Origin of the sequence: Kaistella haifensis DSM 19056, assembly GCF_000735695.2 — a bacterium.
Classification (GTDB): domain Bacteria; phylum Bacteroidota; class Bacteroidia; order Flavobacteriales; family Weeksellaceae; genus Kaistella; species Kaistella haifensis.
Genome location: NZ_JASZ02000006.1, coordinates 1 through 17502 on the forward strand (window position 1 = coordinate 1; position 17502 = coordinate 17502).

Sequence of the window (17502 nt, forward strand, 5' to 3'; positions counted from 1 at the left end):
GGATTGCCCACTTTGGAATACAAGGGCGAAAATTCTTTCTCAAAATAATTCCAATCTATTTTTTCTGAAAGTAGAACAAGTTCATGCTCGTGGTCAATAAAATCCACCAACATTGGGCGGAATAATTCTGGCTTCTTTTCTGGATTTTTCCCCAACATATTTGCAAGGTTTTAAAGCTCTAAGATACAAATTCTTGCAATAAAAAACAAGCTATTTTGAACCCAAAATACTAATAATCAGTAAATTATAGGTGGTTTAAGGAGAGACTATATAAACCAATAATGTGCCGAATTTTTCGATCATATCTAGCAAAAATCCCCAATCATCTTCTTTCGTTGATTAATTGTGGATTTCAGAATATTGCTTGTTTTTCTTTATTAAAATTAAAGAGAATTTGAATTTTTAAATAGCGTTTTAATAATATTTTTTCTTCAGCCATAAACTTACCCGAACCAGCAAGATAAGCACCGGAACTTCAACCAAAGGGCCGATAACACCCACAAAAGCTTGGGGCGAATGAATCCCGAAAACAGCGATTGCTACAGCGATTGCAAGCTCGAAATTGTTTCCTGTTGCAGTGAAAGCGATTGATGCATTTTTGTCGTAAGGTAATTTTAAAGCTTTTCCAACAAAGAAACTGATGAAAAAAGTGACAATAAAATAAATCACTAGCGGGACTGCAACTTTCAAGACATCAGAAGGCAATTCAATGATTTTGTCGCCTTTCAAACTAAACATCAAAACGATGGTGAAAAGCAGCGCATACAAAGTAAATGGCGAAATAAAAGGAATGAATTTTCGGTTGTACCATTCGGTTCCTTTGGATTTAATTAAAAAATATCTGCTCAAAAATCCGGCAAGAAAAGGAATTCCAAGATAGATGAAAACACTTTCGGCCACATCGCTCATCGGAACAGAAATTTGGAAACTTCCGAAACCTAATTTTTGCGGCAAAATATTAATGAAAAACCATGCATAAATGCTATAAAAAATCAACTGAAAAACACTATTTAAAGCGACCAATAGCGCGGCGTATTCACGGTTTCCTTTTGCCAAATCGTTCCAAACCAGCACCATTGCGATACATCTTGCGAGTCCAATCAAGATTAATCCCATCATATAATCAGGTTCGTCTCTAAGGAAAACGATCGCTAAAATGAACATCAAAATTGGTCCAATTACCCAGTTCAATAGCAACGAAACCGACATGGCTTTGGTGTCTTTGAAAGCTTTTGGTAAAAGTGAATAATCCACTTTTGTTAGTGGAGGATACATCATCACGATCAATCCGATTGCTAACGGAATATTTGTAGAACCTACCGAAATCATTTGGGTTTTCTCTGCAATACTTGGAAAAAAATAACCAATTCCGATTCCCAAAAGCATCGCTAAAAATATCCAAAGCGTAAGAAATCGATCGAGAAATTTGAGTTTTGGTTGCATTTTTTAAGATTTAATTTGAGAAAAAACAAAGAACATTTCCGAAGCAATTTGCAAACTTCTTTCTGCGTAAACTTCGTTTTGTTGAGGAGTATTATCAGAAACTTTTGGATCTTCAAAAGTGATTGGGATTCGTTTTTCGGTCCCTGCGATGAAAGGGCAACCGCCATCAGCTTGAGAACAAGTCATAATCGCTGCGAAACCATTTTCCGGGTTGAAAGCGTGATCGTATTTTTTTGAAAATCCAATGATTGGTTTGCTATTTTCATCAAATTTAATGGCATAAACAGGATTTGGTTCAGCAGAAATTTTCAACACCTGAAACCCTTGAGTGCTCAATGTTTCTGCAACTTTCGGAAACAACGCGGTTTCTTCAGTTCCGCCGGAATAGCAACTCACATTTGGAACTTTGTAAAAAGCGGCTGCAACTTGTGCCCAAACCTGTGATAGATGGCTTCTTCGGGAATTGTGGGTGCAAATAAAATTGAGATTTATAGGCAGATTTTTATCTTTTTTATCTTGAATAAAATCGATAAGTGGTTGTAAAGTTGCTTTTCTTTCGTCCGTGATTTTAAAGTTTTCTACAAGTCCGGAAATTGTTTTTGATAGCGTAGGATTCATGTTTATTTTGATTTTGTAATTAGCAGCAACCAGAATTTGGGGCACATTTTGAAACAGGTTTCAGTTCGGATAGATTTCTTTTCACCTTTTCGCTGGGAATTCCACACGCATCCTGAGCCAAACAAGCTGTCATTTTATTGCGCAAAACAAATGTTTTTCCATTGAATTCCAAATCGTATTTTCCGATGGTTTCGCTTTGATATTCCACCTCGATTTCGTGGTCTTCAATTCCCAATTTTTCTTCGGAAAGTTTGATAATGTTTAGTAATTTTCCTGGTTTCAAGCGGTGTTCAAGATCGTCGGCATTCCAAAGTTGAAAATTCACCACTTTTTCATTGCGAATTACGCCGCCGCAATCGATGAAATTTTTGTTGATCATTCCGACTTCCGTTACATGAAAATGTTCTGGAACGAAAGTCCCGTTTTCCAATTGAAATTCAACATTTTCTAATGTTGGCAAAATCTGTTTTACTGCTGAAAGTTTCATTGTATTTGATTTTATAGTTTTAATGCAATATTGCGATATAGATAATTAAAAAAATGCTTAGCAGCATTTGGATTTGGCAACAGTTTGTACAATAGACGAAAAATAAGCATTGAAAATCTTAATTGTTTCCTCATCAATACAATAGCAGATTGAATTTCCTTCGATATTTCCTTTGATAATTCCTGCGTTTTTAAGTTCTTTTAAATGCTGAGAAACCGTCGGTTGTGCCAACGGAAGTTCATTCACGATATCGCCGCAAATGCATTCATTTACTTTCATTAGATATTCGATAATAGCAATTCGAGCCGGATGTCCCATTGCTTTTGCGATGGTTGCCATTTTATTTTGGTTCTCGGTAAAATGTTCAGTTTTTGTTGCGCCCATTTTTTTTATCTATTTAATATTGCAATATTACGATAAATAAGATTTACACCAAACATTTCATTTAATTATTTTTAAAAACATGATATTTCTAACCTAAAAAGTCTTTGATTTTAGAAGATGCATCAGCGATGGTTTCTTCTTTTTTCGCAAAACAGAAACGAATCATTCCAGTGTTGGTTTCCTCATGATAGAACGCCGAAAGTGGAATAGTTGCAACTTTTGCTTGTTCTGTTAGCCAAATTGCAAATTCTTTATCTGAAATATTCGATATGTTTTCATAACCCAATACCTGAAAATATCCGGCTTCGGCTTTTTCTTTTAATGAAAACGGAAGATTCTTGAATTCATTGAGGAAAAAATCTCTTTTTTGTTGCATGATTTTTCGGTTTTCTTCAGCATCAAAGATTTCGAGATATTTTGCTAAAGCATATTGTGAAGGCGAATTCACGCTAAAACTTAAATATTGATGAACACGGCGATAGGCGAGGGTAAGTTCCTCCGAAGCCAAGATATAACCCACTTTCCAGCCGGTGATGTGAAACATTTTACCAAAAGAAAATATACTGAAACATCTTTCGCGAAGTTTTGGATGATGAAAAGCGCTACAAAATTCGTTCTCATCATAAGTGAGAATATCGTAAACTTCATCGGAAATTACGATGATTTCTGTAGAATCTATGATCGACGCAAGTTGATCCCAATCGGATTTTTTCCAAATTTTCCCGGAAGGATTATGTGGTGAATTGATGATTATCGCTTTTGTTTTCTCTGATATTGCATTTTTCAATATATCAAAATCCACTTCAAAGTCGTTTTTTAAACTCACAAAAACCGGCAAACCGCCATTCATTTCAATTGCTGGAACATACGAATCGTACGAAGGCTCCAAAACGATCACTTCGTCATCAAAACCAATAATCGCGGCTAGTGCAGTGTAAATCGCGTACGTTGCTCCCGGAGAAATGGTGATGTTTTCATTGACCAAGGAAATCGGCAGTTTTCTATTTTGGTTAAAGGTGATAAGATTTTCAACCAATACAGGAAGTCCGCTCATGGGTGCGTATTGATTAAATTTTTTCTCGGTTCCTTCAGCGAGAAGTTTTTTCAGTCGGTCATCAACTTCATAATCGGGGAAACCTTGTGAAAGATTTACCGCGTTGTTTCGTTGTGCAAGCGCCGTCATTTCAGAGAATATCGTAAGGTCTTTGCCTGAATGTTTTCTTTTAATCATATCATCAAATTTAAAAATAAACTTTAAGATTTGTTTTAAAATTTATTTGTTACTTTTAAACTTCAAAAAAATAATTATGAAAAACCTTTTTCTTCCGCTATTTTCGGTGGTGATGCTTAGCAGTTGTGCTTCTGTGAACTATTCTTATGATGGTAAAGTATTTAAACAATCATTAGAAACTATTTCGCAACAGGATTTAAAGAAAAATCTTTATGTGATTGCTTCCGACGAAATGGGAGGTCGCGATACCGGAAGTCCAGGACAGAAAAAAGCCGGTGAATATATGATTAAGCAATATATGGAAATGGGTATTTCTCATCCAGATCGAATGAATTCTTATTACCAAAAAATTCCTGCAGCTAGTTTGAATACAGGAAGAGGGCGTGGTTTGCCAGATTCTGAAAATATTTTAGCTTTTATCAAAGGAACAGAAAAACCCGAAGAAATCATCGTGGTTTCTGCACATTACGATCATGTAGGAACCAAAAATGGTGTGGTTTTCAACGGAGCTGATGACGATGGAAGTGGAACTGTTGCGGTAATGCAAATTGCAAAAGCTTTCCAGAATGCGAAAAAATCGGGACATGGACCGAAAAGATCGATACTCTTTCTTCATGTAACCGGCGAAGAACATGGATTGTTGGGATCAAAATTTTATGCTGAAAACCCGATTTTCCCGATGGCAAATACCGTAGCTAATCTTAATATTGATATGATCGGAAGATGCGATCCTGAAAATTGCGGAAAAAATTATGTGTATGTAATTGGCTCCGAAATGTTGAGTTCAGATTTAAAGAAAATTAATGTGGAAGCCAATAATAAAGTAACCCAAATGGAGCTAAATTATAAATATGACGATCCAAAAGATCCGCAAAGATTGTATTACCGTTCCGATCATTATAATTTTGCCAAAAACGGCGTTCCGGTTGCTTTTTTCTTTGATGGAATTCATGAAGATTACCATCAGCCAACCGATGACGCTGATAAAATTGATTATGAAGCGCTTCAGAAACGCGCTCAACTTGTTTTCGCAACTGCCTGGGAATTGGCAAATAGAAAAGATAGAATTGTGGTCGATAAAAAAAATCAGTAGAAAATCTCAAGATCCAAAATAATTACTCTGTTGCTTTTGCAGCGGAGTTTTTGTTTTTTGTACATTTGATCGTCGGCTCCATAGTTCAACGGATAGAATAGAAGTTTCCTAAACTTTAGATCCAAGTTCGATTCTTGGTGGAGTCACTTTCCGCAAATAAGAGAATCCGCTGTTTAGCAACGGATTCAATAGATAAAAACATCTCATTTTTTAATTAGACAACAACAAAAAAGAGAAGCCGACGATGCTTCTCTTAAATTTTTATATCAATTTAATGGTATTTCTGTGGATATTGAAATAGAAAAAAGTCCTCATTCTCTCTTATTTTCATAGTAAATTTAATACAATTTTTAATAAGTAATGTAAACTAAATGTTAAAAAACACTTTTTATTCACATTTTTTTGTGGATAAAGTACCTAAATTGAATGTTAAATCATCATTATGTTACAGTTTTTCCTTTAAATATTTCGCCGTATGTGATTTTTTATCCTTAATTAAATCTTCCGGAGTTCCTGCAAAAACCACCTCACCACCGTGTTTTCCTGCTTCCGGACCGATGTCGATGATGTAATCTGCAGATTTGATGATGTCGGGTTGATGCTCAATAACAATCACCGAATGTCCCAATTCAATCAAAGCTTGAAGGGAAGTCAACAATTTATTGATGTCGTGAAAATGCAAACCAGTAGAAGGTTCATCGAAAATGAAAAGTGTTTTATCGTTGGAAACACCCTTCACAAGGAAAGAAGCTAGTTTCACCCTTTGAGCTTCACCGCCAGAAAGAGTAGAAGAGCTTTGCCCGAGTTGAAGATATCCCAAACCTACTTCCTGCAGTGGTTTCAGTTTGGTCACAATTTTCTGCTCGTCGTTTTCGCTGAAAAATTCCAATGCTTCATCCACGGTCATGTGGAGGACATCCGAAATGTTTTTTTCATCAAATTTGATTTCAAGAATTTCGTTTTTGAAGCGCGTTCCGTGGCAAGTTTCGCATTCCAATTCGATATCAGCCATAAACTGCATCGAAACGTTGATTACGCCTTCGCCCTTGCATTCATCGCATCTTCCGCCATCTACGTTGAACGAAAAATGTTTTGGTTTCAAACCTTGCAATTTCGCGAGTTTTTGTTTGGAAAAAAGATCCCTAATATCGTCGTAGGCCTTCAAATAGGTTACAGGATTGGATCGCGAAGATTTTCCGATTGGGTTCTGGTCAATCAGTTCTATATTTTTGATGAGTTTTTTAGGGAATTCCACCGAATCATAATCGGCTTTTTTTCCGCCCATTCCCAATTGAATTTGAATGTCGTTCGTGAGAATTTCTTTCATCAATGTTGATTTTCCACTTCCCGAAACTCCGGAAATCACGACCAAACTTTCCAATGGAATATTGACATCGATGTTTTTCAGATTGTTTTGTCGCGCACCTTTTATTTGAATAAATTCCTTTGCTTTTCGTCGTTTTTCAGGAACTTTAATTTCTAATTTTCCTGTTAAATATTGAGCGGTAAGTGAATCTGAATTTTTCAATTCTTTGAAATCTCCAGCAAAAACTAGCTCACCGCCAAGATATCCTGCTTCTGGACCAATATCGATGATATAATCGGCGGCTTTCATAACGTCTTCGTCATGTTCTACCACAATCACTGTATTGCCCAAATCCCGAAGATTTATTAAGACTTCAATTAAATTTTCAGTATCCCGAGAATGCAATCCAATCGACGGTTCATCCAGAATATAAATGGAACCAACTAAGGAACTTCCCAAAGATGTTGCAAGATTAATCCGTTGACTTTCGCCACCGGAAAGGGTGTTAGAAGTTCGGTTGAGCGTGAGATATCCTAAGCCAACTTTGTCTAAAAATTCAAGTCGGGTAGTGATTTCATAAAGCAACCGTTTTGCGATTTCTGCGTCGTGTTTATTGAGTCTTAAAGATTTGATTAATGGCAACAATTCATCCAATGGAAGCTCGATCATATCCTGAATATTATGTCCATCAATCTTCACGTACTGCGTTTCCTGGCGCAATCTCAATCCTTCGCAAGTCGGGCAAATGGTTTTTCCTCGAAATCGGGAAAGCATCACGCGATATTGAATTTTGTAAAGATTTTCCTCCACCATTTTGAAGAAGTTGTTGATCGAGGGGAAATTTCTGGAGTTATCGCCTTTCCAGAGAAAGTTTCTCTGCTCTTTACTAAGTTGATGATAGGGTTTATGAATAGGAAATTGCGTTCCTGCTTTTTTAATGAATTCTTTCTTCCAATCGCTCATGGATTCACCTTTCCAACTGGCCACTGCGTCCTCATAAACCGATAGGTTCTTGTTGGGAATTACCAAATCTTCATCAATTCCAACGACTTTTCCGTATCCTTCACATTCCGGACAAGCTCCATAAGGATTATTAAAACTAAAAAAATGAACATTGGGTTCCATGAAAGTCATTCCGTCCAACTCAAATTTATTTGAAAATTCGGTGATTTTTCCGGTTTCGATATTTTTCAGTGAGCAATAACCATGACCTTCGTAAAACGCCATTTGAATAGAGTCGGCAAGTCTTTGCAAGAAGTTTTCATCCTCTTCATACCGAAAACGATCAATCACCAGCTGAATTTCCATGTCTTTTTCAGGAACAAATCCGAAACTCTCAAGATCTTCAATTCCTGCAACATTTCCATTGACTTCAATTCTTGTAAAACCTGATAATTTTAGCGTTTTCAGTTGCTCGTTGAATTTGGAAAGGTCAAAATTCAATGGGTTTCTCAGTAGAAAAGTTTGGTTTTCATTTTTCTTAATGAAATCGATCACATCAGAAACCGAATCTTTCTTCACTTCCCGACCGGATATTGGCGAAAAAGTTCGTCCAACTCTTGCGAAAAACAACTTCAGATAATCGTAAACTTCGGTTGAAGTTCCGACGGTAGAGCGCGGATTCGAAGAAATTACTTTTTGTTGAATCGCGATCGAAGGCGCCAAACCTTTAATGTCGTCCACCTTCGGCTTTTCCAATTTTCCAAGAAATTGTCGTGCATAAGAACTTAAACTTTCTACATATCTGCGCTGTCCTTCGGCATAAATGGTGTCGAAAGCCAGTGAAGATTTTCCGCTCCCGGAAACGCCCGTAATCACAATTAATTTATTCTTCGGAAGAAGAACATCGATGTGTTTCAGGTTGTTAAGATGAGCGTTCTTAACGAAAATTTGCTTTTTAATATCGATTTCTGGATTTTTAGTCATAGGTAAAATTGAGACCTACAAAAATACGGTTTTTTGCTCAGAAACTTTCATAGACTTTCATTTTAAGTATCAGGAGATTTCCCACCAAAATATTATTTTTCTGCATTAAGAATTAAGTAGTGAAATCATCAATTAATTATCTAATTATTTCATTGCACTATTAATTAAAAAAAGCCAAAATTTTTGGCTTTCAGATATTTACGACATACAGTTTTTTGAGCAGTATTTTATTCGTTTTTAAATGAAGTAAATATTACAGAAAAGCTTTTTTGTGACGAGAATAAGTGTTTATATTTGCCACTATTTTTTAGTATAAACATAATTATGCTTGATGTTTTTTTCTAAAGAATATTTATCATTAATTCAAATAAATCTATAAAAATATATCGTAAATGAAAAAACTAGTTTGTTCCGTTCTGTTTTTGGGAGTAATTGGAATGTTTTCGGCGCAGGAAAAGGAAAGTGAGATTAGCGAAATTACGGTGCAAGGAAAATTTCTGAATCTTCCACTGAAAAAGGTGAATGAAAATATCACTGTAATTTCCAAACAAGAATTAGAAAATTCTCCTGCGAAAAGCATCGAAGAAGTTTTGGCACAATTCACAGGAATGGATATTCGAAAAAGAGGAGGAAATGGGGTTCAAGCCGATATTTCTGTTCGTGGAAGCAGTTTCGAGCAGGTTTTGATTTTGGTAAATGGAATTAGAATTAATGATTCGCAAACTGGCCATAATTCTATGAATATTCCCTTTGATTTAGCTTCTGTGGAAAAAATAGAAATCGTGAAAGGTCCTGCTGCACGTCGTTTTGGTCAAAATGCTTATGCAGGAGTTATTAATATTATCACCAAACCTTCTTCCGATGAGAATATCGTTTTTACGGCAAGTGGCGGAGATTTCAAAACCTATTCTTTAGGAGTTGGGGCTAATTTTGGAAATACACGTTCTTCAAATTTTATTCAGGTAAATTCGAGCAGTTCTGATGGCTACCGCTACAATACTGATTACAAAATCAACAATATTTTTTACCAAAACCGATACAAAATCGAAAATGGAAATGTGAACTTTCAGGCCGGAATTCAGGAGAAAAAGTTCGGAGCGAATGGTTTTTATGCAACACCTGCCGCAAAAGATCAGTACGAAGAAACGCAAGCTTCAATTGTGAGTTTAGGAATTGATAAAAATTACGAAAAATGGGGATTAAATTCTGCAGTTTACTGGCGAAGAGGACAAGATATGTACGAATATATCCGCAATAAACCGGAAATTTATCGAAATATGCACATTGGAAATAGTTTTGGAGCCGAGCTAAACGGAAGTTACCGATCAGATTTGGGAACGACTGGTTTGGGATTGGAACTTCGCAAAGAATTCCTTGCCAGTAACAATTTGGGACATCGCGAGAGGTTTGTGACACAAGTTTTTTTTGAACATCATTTTTCTTTTCTTGAAAATAAATTGAATATTTCTCCCGGAATTTCGTGGGCAAATTATGATACGGAAGGCAATTTCTTTTATCCAGGTTTGGACCTAGGATTTAATTTTAGTGAACATCATAAAATCTATGGAAATATTGCAAAAGTTAACAGAATTCCAACGTTTACCGATTTATATTATGTGAGCAAGACTGAAGCGGGAAATCCCAATTTGAAGCCCGAAAATGCAGTGTCAGCTGAAATTGGATACCGATTTCAAAAGCAGAGTTTTCTGGGAAAAATCAGTGGATTTTTAAGGGATTCAGATAATTCCATCGATTGGTCAAAGCAAAATGCAAACGATATTTGGCGTGCTGAAAACATCGGTAAAATCAAGACTAAAGGGGTAGAAGTGGAATTGGCTCAACATTTTAATTCCTTCCTAAAATCATATTCTGTGGGCTATACTTTTTTAGAAAGTAACTACGAGCAACCAACCGGCTTGTTGTCGCGGTATGTGATGGAAAATTTAAAACATCAGTTTGTGGCTAAATTAGAAGTTTTCTTCTTGAAAAAATTTACAAACCAATTGATTTACCGATATAATGAAAGAGTTTCGACAGGAAGTTATCAAATTCTGGATGAAAAATTGAGTTATGATGCCAAAAATTACAATATTTATATTATGGTAAACAATATTCTAGATACTGAATATACTGAAACATTTGGTGTTCCGATGCCTGGTCGGTGGTTTCATATCGGAGTAAGTTTCAAAACTGGTTTTTAATAAGTTTTGTTTATTTTTACGTTTTTAAAAAGATGAAAAAAATATTAATATTGATGCTCCTTTTAGCGATATTTTCCCCGATTTTCGGTCAGGAGCATATTTCCAGTTTTAACTCCGTAACGATTACCTATAAAATACATCCAAAGTTTTTCATTTATGGTGAAGGACAAATGCGTGGAATTGAAGATTATTCTTATCCGGATTATTACGAAATAAAAGGTGGAATAGGTTATAATTTAACACCAAATCATAAACCTTTTGTAGGAATTGGCCGTTACGGAAACTACAAAAATCATGCGATGGATAAAGAGGAATTCCGAATTTGGTTACAAGATGTTATTGATTTAAAAGTTAATAAATTTAAATTTGAAAACCGAATAAGAGCTGAGAAAAGTTGGTTTTATGAACCAAAGAAAGACCAGCATTCCGATCGAATCCGTTTTCGTTACAGAATGAACGTTTCGGTTCCGCTTAATTCCGAATCTGTAAAACCAGGAACGCTCTTTGTGAACGCTTATGATGAAGTATTTTTTGTAGCAACCGAGAAACCTCTTTTTGCCAGAAATCGTGTTTTTGGAGGCTTTGGTTATCAGATTGATGAGAATTTCGGAATCGCGAGCGGCTACCTCTGGCAAAGAGAATTCGCGAAATCGGGCAACAAAAACCTGCATTTTCTATATCTCGCTCTGAATATCACCATTGATAGTTCCGACGATAAATCTTATAATTTTCCAGGAGCTGATTAATGTTGATAACTTTTGCAGCATTTAGTTTTTTTAATGAAAAAGTTTGACACTTTTTTTGTACCAAATTCATATATTTGTCAAAATAATAAAAAATAAATGAAACTGTATGGAATTAAAAGGGGATTTTACACAATTGCAGTTCCATTTTTACCGATAAAATAACATAACAAATGAAATTTATTGTTGCAAGCGGAGAGTTACAGAAAGCATTGAACACGGTAAGTGGAGTGATTTCAAGTTCTCAGTCAAGACCAATTTTAGAAAATTACCTGTTCGAAGTTGATGGAAATAATTTGAAAATTACCGCGTCCGATGGCGAAACCACTTTGGTAACGACTTTGGAAGTAAAATCTGACGAGACCGGAAAATTTGCCGTTCCTGCAAAGATTTTTCAGGATTTTGTAAAAACTTATGGAGAACAGCCTTTAACATTATCCGTAAAGGATTCTGAAGATGGAAATGGAAGTTTATTAGAAATTCTAGATGAAAAAGACAATTTCGCAGTGGCATTGGATAACGCGGAAGATTACCCAGAATTACCCGAATTCGACGCTGCACAAAGTGTTAAAATTTCTGCAGGTGTATTAAGTGAAGCACTTACCAATACACTTTTCGCAACAAGTAATGATTCCCTTAGACCGGTGATGACTGGCGTTCTGTTTCAATTTAAAGAAGATGAAACCAACTTTGTTTCCACAGATTCGCACAGATTAGTCGTTTATAAAAGAACCGATTTGATCAATGCTGAACCTATTGAGTTCATCATGCCGAAAAAACCTTTGGCAATTTTCAAAAATATTCTAGCAAATTCTAATGATGAAGTAATCATTGAATTTAATGAAAATATGGCGAAGTTCACTTTTGGAAACAATATTTGGATATGTAGATTAATCGATGGAAAATATCCGAATTATTCTGCGGTAATTCCAAAAGAAAATCCAAACGTGTTGACCATTAACAGAAATTTACTTTTAAGTTCGATCCGAAGAGCTTCCATTATGTCCAACAAATCTACCAACCAAGTGAGATTTAAGTTGTCCGGAAACATTCTTCACCTTCATGCGGAAGATACAGAGTATGCAAACAAGGCGGATATGCAAATTCCTTGTGATTACAATGGGGAAGATATAAATATAGGGTTTAGTTCCAAATTCCTTACAGAAATGCTTTCTGTATTGAGTTCTGATGATATCACCATGAAAATGTCGCAACCGAACAGACCGGGAATTATCGAGCCGGTTGATGGTTTAGAAGCTGAAGAAAATATTTTAATGCTTTCAATGCCGGTAATCGGAATGTAAGATTTAATTAAAAAAAATAATGAATTGAGATTTGAAATTTTTCAGATCTCAATTTTTTTTAAACTCCAAAAACACGATATTTGCAAAATTATCGGGGTACGACGATATAACATCATTACCCCAAATTTCAAAAAACCGAAAGGCACATTTATCCTCAAAATAAATAGGAAAATCAAATGAAAATCTCAAACAACTGGCTCAAGGATTACATCAAAACCGAATTAAAATCTGATAAAATAGGAGAATATCTTACCGATATTGGTTTGGAGGTTGAAGGAATTGAAAAATATGAATCCGTAAAAGGAAGCCTGGAAGGAATTGTCGTAGGAAAAGTTTTGACTTGCGAACAACACCCTAATGCTGATAAATTAAAGAAAACCACTGTAGATGTAGGAAGCGGAAAAATATTGAATATCGTTTGTGGTGCACCGAACGTTGCAGCCGGACAAACTGTTCCCGTAGCGGTAATCGGAACGAAAATATATGCCAAAGACGGAAGTTCATTTGCGATCAAAGAAGCAAAAATACGTGGAGAAGTTTCTCAAGGAATGATCTGTGCGGAAGATGAGTTAGGGTTGAGCGATGATCACGGCGGAATCATGATTTTGGATGAAAACAAATTCGAAATCGGGAAAAATTTTGCAGATTATTTTGACCTTGCTACTGATGAAGTTTACGAAATTGGTTTGACTCCGAACCGAACTGACGCGATGTCGCATTATGGAGTTGCTAGAGATTTGAATGCATTTTTGGTTTCAAACCAAATGAAATCGCAATTCGAAAAAATCACTTCGAAAACTTTAAATATCGAAGGAGCAACCGATTTTCAGCTGGAAGTAGAGGATTCAGAATTAGCTCCAAGATATATTGGTGCAGTAATCGAAAACGTGCAGGTAGCTGATTCTCCGGATTGGTTGAAACAGCGCTTGAAAGCCATTGGATTAAGCCCAATCAACAATATTGTCGACATTACCAATTATATTTTGCATGGATTAGGACAACCTCTTCATGCTTTTGATGCTGATAAAATTGCAGGAAAGAAAGTAAGAGTTGGGGTAAATGCAGAGGGAACAAAATTCACTACTTTGGATGGTGTTGAAAGAACTTTGAATGGAACAGAAATCATGATTAAAGACGGAAACAACGTGCCTTTGTGCATCGCTGGAGTTTTTGGCGGATTGAATTCCGGAGTTTCCGAAAACACGAAAACCATTTTCCTCGAAAGTGCATATTTCAATCCTGTTGCTGTTCGAAAAGGAGCGAAATATCACGGTTTAAACACCGACGCTTCCTTCCGTTTTGAACGTGGAGTAGACCCGAATAATACACGTACTGCTATCAGTCAGGCCATTTCAATGATTCAAGAAATTGCCGGAGGAGCTTTGAAAGGGGAGTTGTTGGAACATTTCCCTCAAAAAATTGAGCACAATTATATTATTTTAAGATTTTCTAAAGTTGAACAAATTTTAGGAACCAAAATTCATAAAGAAAAAATCAAAGAAATTCTGAAATCTCTTGAAATTGAAGTTTTAAACGAAATTCAAAATGGTTTAGAAATTTCAGTTCCACCTTATCGTGCAGATGTTACCAGAGAAATCGATGTAATTGAAGAAATTTTAAGAATCTATGGTTACAACAAGATTGATGCACCAAAAAAAATCTCTTTTACACCAGTGAAATTGAGTTTTGATGATCAAGACGCTCTCGAAAATTCTTGGGCGAGAACTTTACAAAGCAATGGTTTTAACGAGGTGATGAATAATTCCCTTACTTCTGTGAAAGATGAAACCGATGCAGTGAAACTCCTCAATCCATTGAGTAGCGATTTGGCTTTCATGCGAAAGTCTTTGTTGGAAGGACTTTTGGCAAATGCGGATTATAATATTAAAAGAAAAAATCAGGATATTAAATTTTTCGAGCTCGGAAAAATTTATCATAAAAAAGAAAAATACACGGAAAGAAAGCAACTTGCGATTTTGGTTTCGGGAAGAAATGTGGCTGAAAATTGGATCCAATCGAAATCCGCAACCGATTTTTATTATTTAAAATCTTATGTTAAAGTTCTTTTGGATAAATTGAATTTAAACATTGAAGAAAAAGCGTTGGAAGATGAGCGTTTTTCTGATGCTTTGCAATTGATTTCAGATGGGGAAGTGATCGCAAGATTGGGTAAAGTTTCTCCGGAATTTTTGAAAGATGCAGATATCGATCAGGAGTGTTTCTACGCTGAAATTGAAGTTGAAACTTGTCAAAAACTTCGTTCTCATGGAAATTTAAAATTTGTTGATATTCCAAAATTCAATAAAATCCGAAGAGATCTTGCTTTATTGATTGATAAAAATATCACTTATTCCGAATTGTATCAGGCAGCGAAGAAAAATCCTTCGAAATACTTGAAAAACATCAATCTTTTTGATGTTTACGAAGGCAAGAATCTTGCGGAAGGCAAGAAATCTTACGCATTGAGTTTTGAACTTTTAAACGAAGAAAAAACTTTGGAAGATAAAGAAATTAGCGAAGTGATGAACTCCCTAATCAACATGTTCCAAAAAGAATTTTCTGCAGAACTAAGGTCATAGAAATAGTTTTACGAAACAGAAAGCATCTTCTTTTGAGATGCTTTTTTTTGTTTTGAGGAGCAAAATTTTTCGATTATGAAGGCTGGGTAAATTATATTACTTAAATTTGAATCAATAAAAATGCGTCGTGATTATTTAAAAATAAATCAGGCGACAGCAAAATATCATCTAATATAAAGATTTATACTTATGAAAAACATTTTTTTATCAATATTTGCAGCCGCAGCTTTAGCATCTTGTTCTTCGCTTTCGAGCACTAAAGTTGGAGGTTCTCAGGCGAATATAGCAGGAACGAAATGGATTTTGGCGGAGCAAGTGAAAGGTAAAACGCCTACATTGAATATAGAAACAGATAAAATCACCGGAAACGGAGGTTGCAACAGTTATTTCGGTGAAGTTCTTTTAGATGCCACAGCGGGCAACTTTTCAGCAAAAAATATTGCTTCCACCAAAATGGCATGCGCTGATATGTCTGCAGAATCTAATTTTTTCAGTATGTTGAGTGAGGCCAATAAGTATGTCGTAAGCGGCAATACATTAGAGCTGTACAAAGGAAATTTGCTGCTTCTGAAATTCAGTAAACAATAATTTTTCAATTAAAATAATAGTAAAAAAAGGAACCCGATTGAGTTCCTTTTTTTGTTTCTTTATTATTCGTCGTCTTCTTCGTCATATTTAGCGAGTTCGTCATCGCACCATTTGAAGGCTGCTTCAACCACTTTGGTCGCTTCATCGGCCATAGTTTCCTCGTCATCACCTTCCAAATCATCCAACCATTCAACCTCCTCTTCTTCTACGTTTAGGATAAATCTAGGATATTCCGTGTGAACAACAAATAAATCTTCAGGAAAATCTGAATTGTCGGCTAATAAAAATTTTGGTAATTTCATTTTTTCTAATGTTTAAACTTTTTCAAAGATAAAAAATATTATTGATATTTATTCTTGTCAATTTTAATTTTTCTTAAAACTTTATATTTGGTCAGGGTATTGTTCTGAAGCGTATCTTTTGGTTTGAAAGTTACCTTTACATTAGGGTTTACGGTGCTTATCAATTCGGCAATTTGCATTTTATCTAGTAACTTTTCATCTTCCATAAAGAAATTAATTCTTCCTTCTTCCAAATTTTCAGATTTCAAGAATTTGGTAATTTCTCGTCGGTTTTCAAGATAATTTCCTCGGGAAAGCCAAGTGAAAATAAAACCGGTCATTAAACTTAAAATGGTAATGCCATAGGTGAGTTTTCCGAAAATTTGATATATTTTTCTGAAATAAACCAACCAAATTGGGAATGAAAATGGAGCCATTAATCGATAATCAATGGGATTTACCGAATAAAAATATTGTATAAAAAACGAACAAATAATCCCAATAATTCCTACGAAAACAAAAAATCGTTCCGTTTCTGAAAGTTTATTTTTAATGAAAATAAAACCGATCAACAGAATATTCAACAAACCAATTCCGTAGATTCCGTAATTGATGATTCCGCCCGCTGGATTTGCAATGTGAATGAACGGGTTGAATGTGGTCGCCATTCCCTGAACCAGCTCTATCAATAATTTTGATGTTGGATGAAGCCCGATTTCTAAAAATTCATCGATATAGTCATCATTAAAATAATCGATGAAAAGAAATTTATACAACACCACATATCCAAAACCTACGAAAGCTGAATAAATAAAGGTTTTACCGTAAGATTTTCGATAATTTAAAACGCCATAAAGAAAGACCGCACCAATCATAAAAAGGGCAGGATAACGGATATTGTAAAGTACAAGTAGTGATAAACTTAGATAGAAAAAAGCCTTAAAACCGGTGAGTTCGCCTATGATGATCTGCCTTCCAGCATAAAGAAAAAGAAAAACAATTGGCAAAATAAGGGATTCGCTCATCGTGTAAGAAAATATTGAAATATAGCTGAAAAGCCCGCCCACAAGAATGGTTTCTTTTAAATAAAATCTTTTTTTCCAAGCAAAATAAACGATGAAAAGATAAGAGAGAATTCCTATGAGTTTACTTGCCCAAAACAAATCCAAACCAAAAATCGTAAAAAATTTTAAGCTCAAAGGATAACCAAGTGGCGTCGTTGTATTATCAATAACCGGGAAAACTTCCGCCGTTCTCATAAATCGGAGCGAGTCGGGATTTACGTAGTCATGGTCGGAAGAAATTCCGGCCATTTTTT

At 35.4% G+C, this 17502-nt stretch carries 14 protein-coding genes and 1 tRNA gene; 7 read left to right on the forward strand and 8 right to left on the reverse strand.

Going from position 1 to position 17502, the window contains the following annotated elements:
* Nucleotides 1-414 precede the first annotated feature (414 nt).
* The 5 genes from arsB to AP75_RS04250 all read right to left on the reverse strand — a co-directional run bounded on the left by arsB (nucleotide 415) and on the right by AP75_RS04250 (nucleotide 4163).
* A complete protein-coding gene (gene arsB, locus AP75_RS04230; RefSeq protein WP_031501733.1) occupies nucleotides 415-1443 on the reverse strand; it encodes an ACR3 family arsenite efflux transporter in 1029 nt (342 codons plus the stop codon).
* A gap of 3 nt (nucleotides 1444-1446) precedes the next feature.
* Complete coding sequence (locus AP75_RS04235) at nucleotides 1447-2061, reverse strand: low molecular weight phosphatase family protein (RefSeq protein WP_088263679.1); 615 nt, start codon at nucleotides 2059-2061, stop codon at nucleotides 1447-1449.
* Between the two features lie 19 nt (nucleotides 2062-2080).
* Complete coding sequence (locus AP75_RS04240) at nucleotides 2081-2548, reverse strand: DUF6428 family protein (RefSeq protein WP_031503627.1); 468 nt, start codon at nucleotides 2546-2548, stop codon at nucleotides 2081-2083.
* 57 nt (nucleotides 2549-2605) lie between these two features.
* Nucleotides 2606-2932 carry an ArsR/SmtB family transcription factor gene (locus AP75_RS04245; protein ID WP_031503629.1) on the reverse strand — a complete coding sequence of 109 codons (327 nt, stop codon included), beginning with the start codon at nucleotides 2930-2932 and terminating at the stop codon, nucleotides 2606-2608.
* 88 nt (nucleotides 2933-3020) lie between these two features.
* Nucleotides 3021-4163 (reverse strand): methionine aminotransferase, encoded by a 1143-nt coding sequence (locus tag AP75_RS04250; protein WP_031503631.1) that lies wholly within the window; start codon nucleotides 4161-4163, stop codon nucleotides 3021-3023.
* A gap of 76 nt (nucleotides 4164-4239) precedes the next feature.
* Here AP75_RS04250 and AP75_RS04255 point away from each other — a divergent pair, with 76 nt between their 5' ends.
* Entirely contained in the window at nucleotides 4240-5256 is a 1017-nt protein-coding gene (locus AP75_RS04255; RefSeq protein ID WP_031503633.1) for a M28 family metallopeptidase, read from the forward strand.
* Between the two features lie 74 nt (nucleotides 5257-5330).
* A tRNA-Arg gene (locus AP75_RS04260) sits at nucleotides 5331-5402 on the forward strand.
* Between the two features lie 299 nt (nucleotides 5403-5701).
* On the opposite strand, the gene uvrA is transcribed toward AP75_RS04260, so the two are convergent.
* Nucleotides 5702-8488, reverse strand: a complete 2787-nt coding sequence (uvrA, locus tag AP75_RS04265) for an excinuclease ABC subunit UvrA (RefSeq protein ID WP_088263680.1) — start codon at nucleotides 8486-8488, stop codon at nucleotides 5702-5704.
* A 392-nt stretch (nucleotides 8489-8880) separates the two neighbouring features.
* On the opposite strand from uvrA, the gene AP75_RS04270 reads away from it, so the two are divergent.
* The 5 genes from AP75_RS04270 to AP75_RS04290 all read left to right on the forward strand — a co-directional run bounded on the left by AP75_RS04270 (nucleotide 8881) and on the right by AP75_RS04290 (nucleotide 15903).
* Complete coding sequence (locus AP75_RS04270; protein WP_088263681.1) at nucleotides 8881-10689, forward strand: TonB-dependent receptor; 1809 nt, start codon at nucleotides 8881-8883, stop codon at nucleotides 10687-10689.
* A gap of 32 nt (nucleotides 10690-10721) precedes the next feature.
* On the forward strand, nucleotides 10722-11435 hold the full coding sequence (locus AP75_RS04275; RefSeq protein WP_088263682.1) for a DUF2490 domain-containing protein: 714 nt from the start codon (nucleotides 10722-10724) through the stop codon (nucleotides 11433-11435).
* Nucleotides 11436-11605: 170 nt separating this feature from the next.
* Nucleotides 11606-12736: a DNA polymerase III subunit beta gene (dnaN, locus tag AP75_RS04280; RefSeq protein ID WP_031503636.1), complete on the forward strand. Its 1131-nt coding sequence runs from the start codon at nucleotides 11606-11608 to the stop codon at nucleotides 12734-12736.
* Between the two features lie 176 nt (nucleotides 12737-12912).
* Nucleotides 12913-15315 (forward strand): phenylalanine--tRNA ligase subunit beta, encoded by a 2403-nt coding sequence (gene pheT / locus AP75_RS04285; protein ID WP_088263683.1) that lies wholly within the window; start codon nucleotides 12913-12915, stop codon nucleotides 15313-15315.
* Nucleotides 15316-15504: 189 nt separating this feature from the next.
* Nucleotides 15505-15903: an META domain-containing protein gene (locus AP75_RS04290; protein ID WP_088263684.1), complete on the forward strand. Its 399-nt coding sequence runs from the start codon at nucleotides 15505-15507 to the stop codon at nucleotides 15901-15903.
* A 62-nt stretch (nucleotides 15904-15965) separates the two neighbouring features.
* Here the strand turns inward: AP75_RS04290 and AP75_RS04295 are convergent, their stop codons facing one another.
* Nucleotides 15966-16205, reverse strand: coding sequence for a hypothetical protein (locus AP75_RS04295; RefSeq protein WP_031503638.1), 240 nt, complete (start codon nucleotides 16203-16205; stop codon nucleotides 15966-15968).
* Between the two features lie 38 nt (nucleotides 16206-16243).
* Nucleotides 16244-17497, reverse strand: a complete 1254-nt coding sequence (locus tag AP75_RS04300) for a hypothetical protein (RefSeq protein ID WP_088263685.1) — start codon at nucleotides 17495-17497, stop codon at nucleotides 16244-16246.
* Nucleotides 17498-17502: the final 5 nt, after the last annotated feature.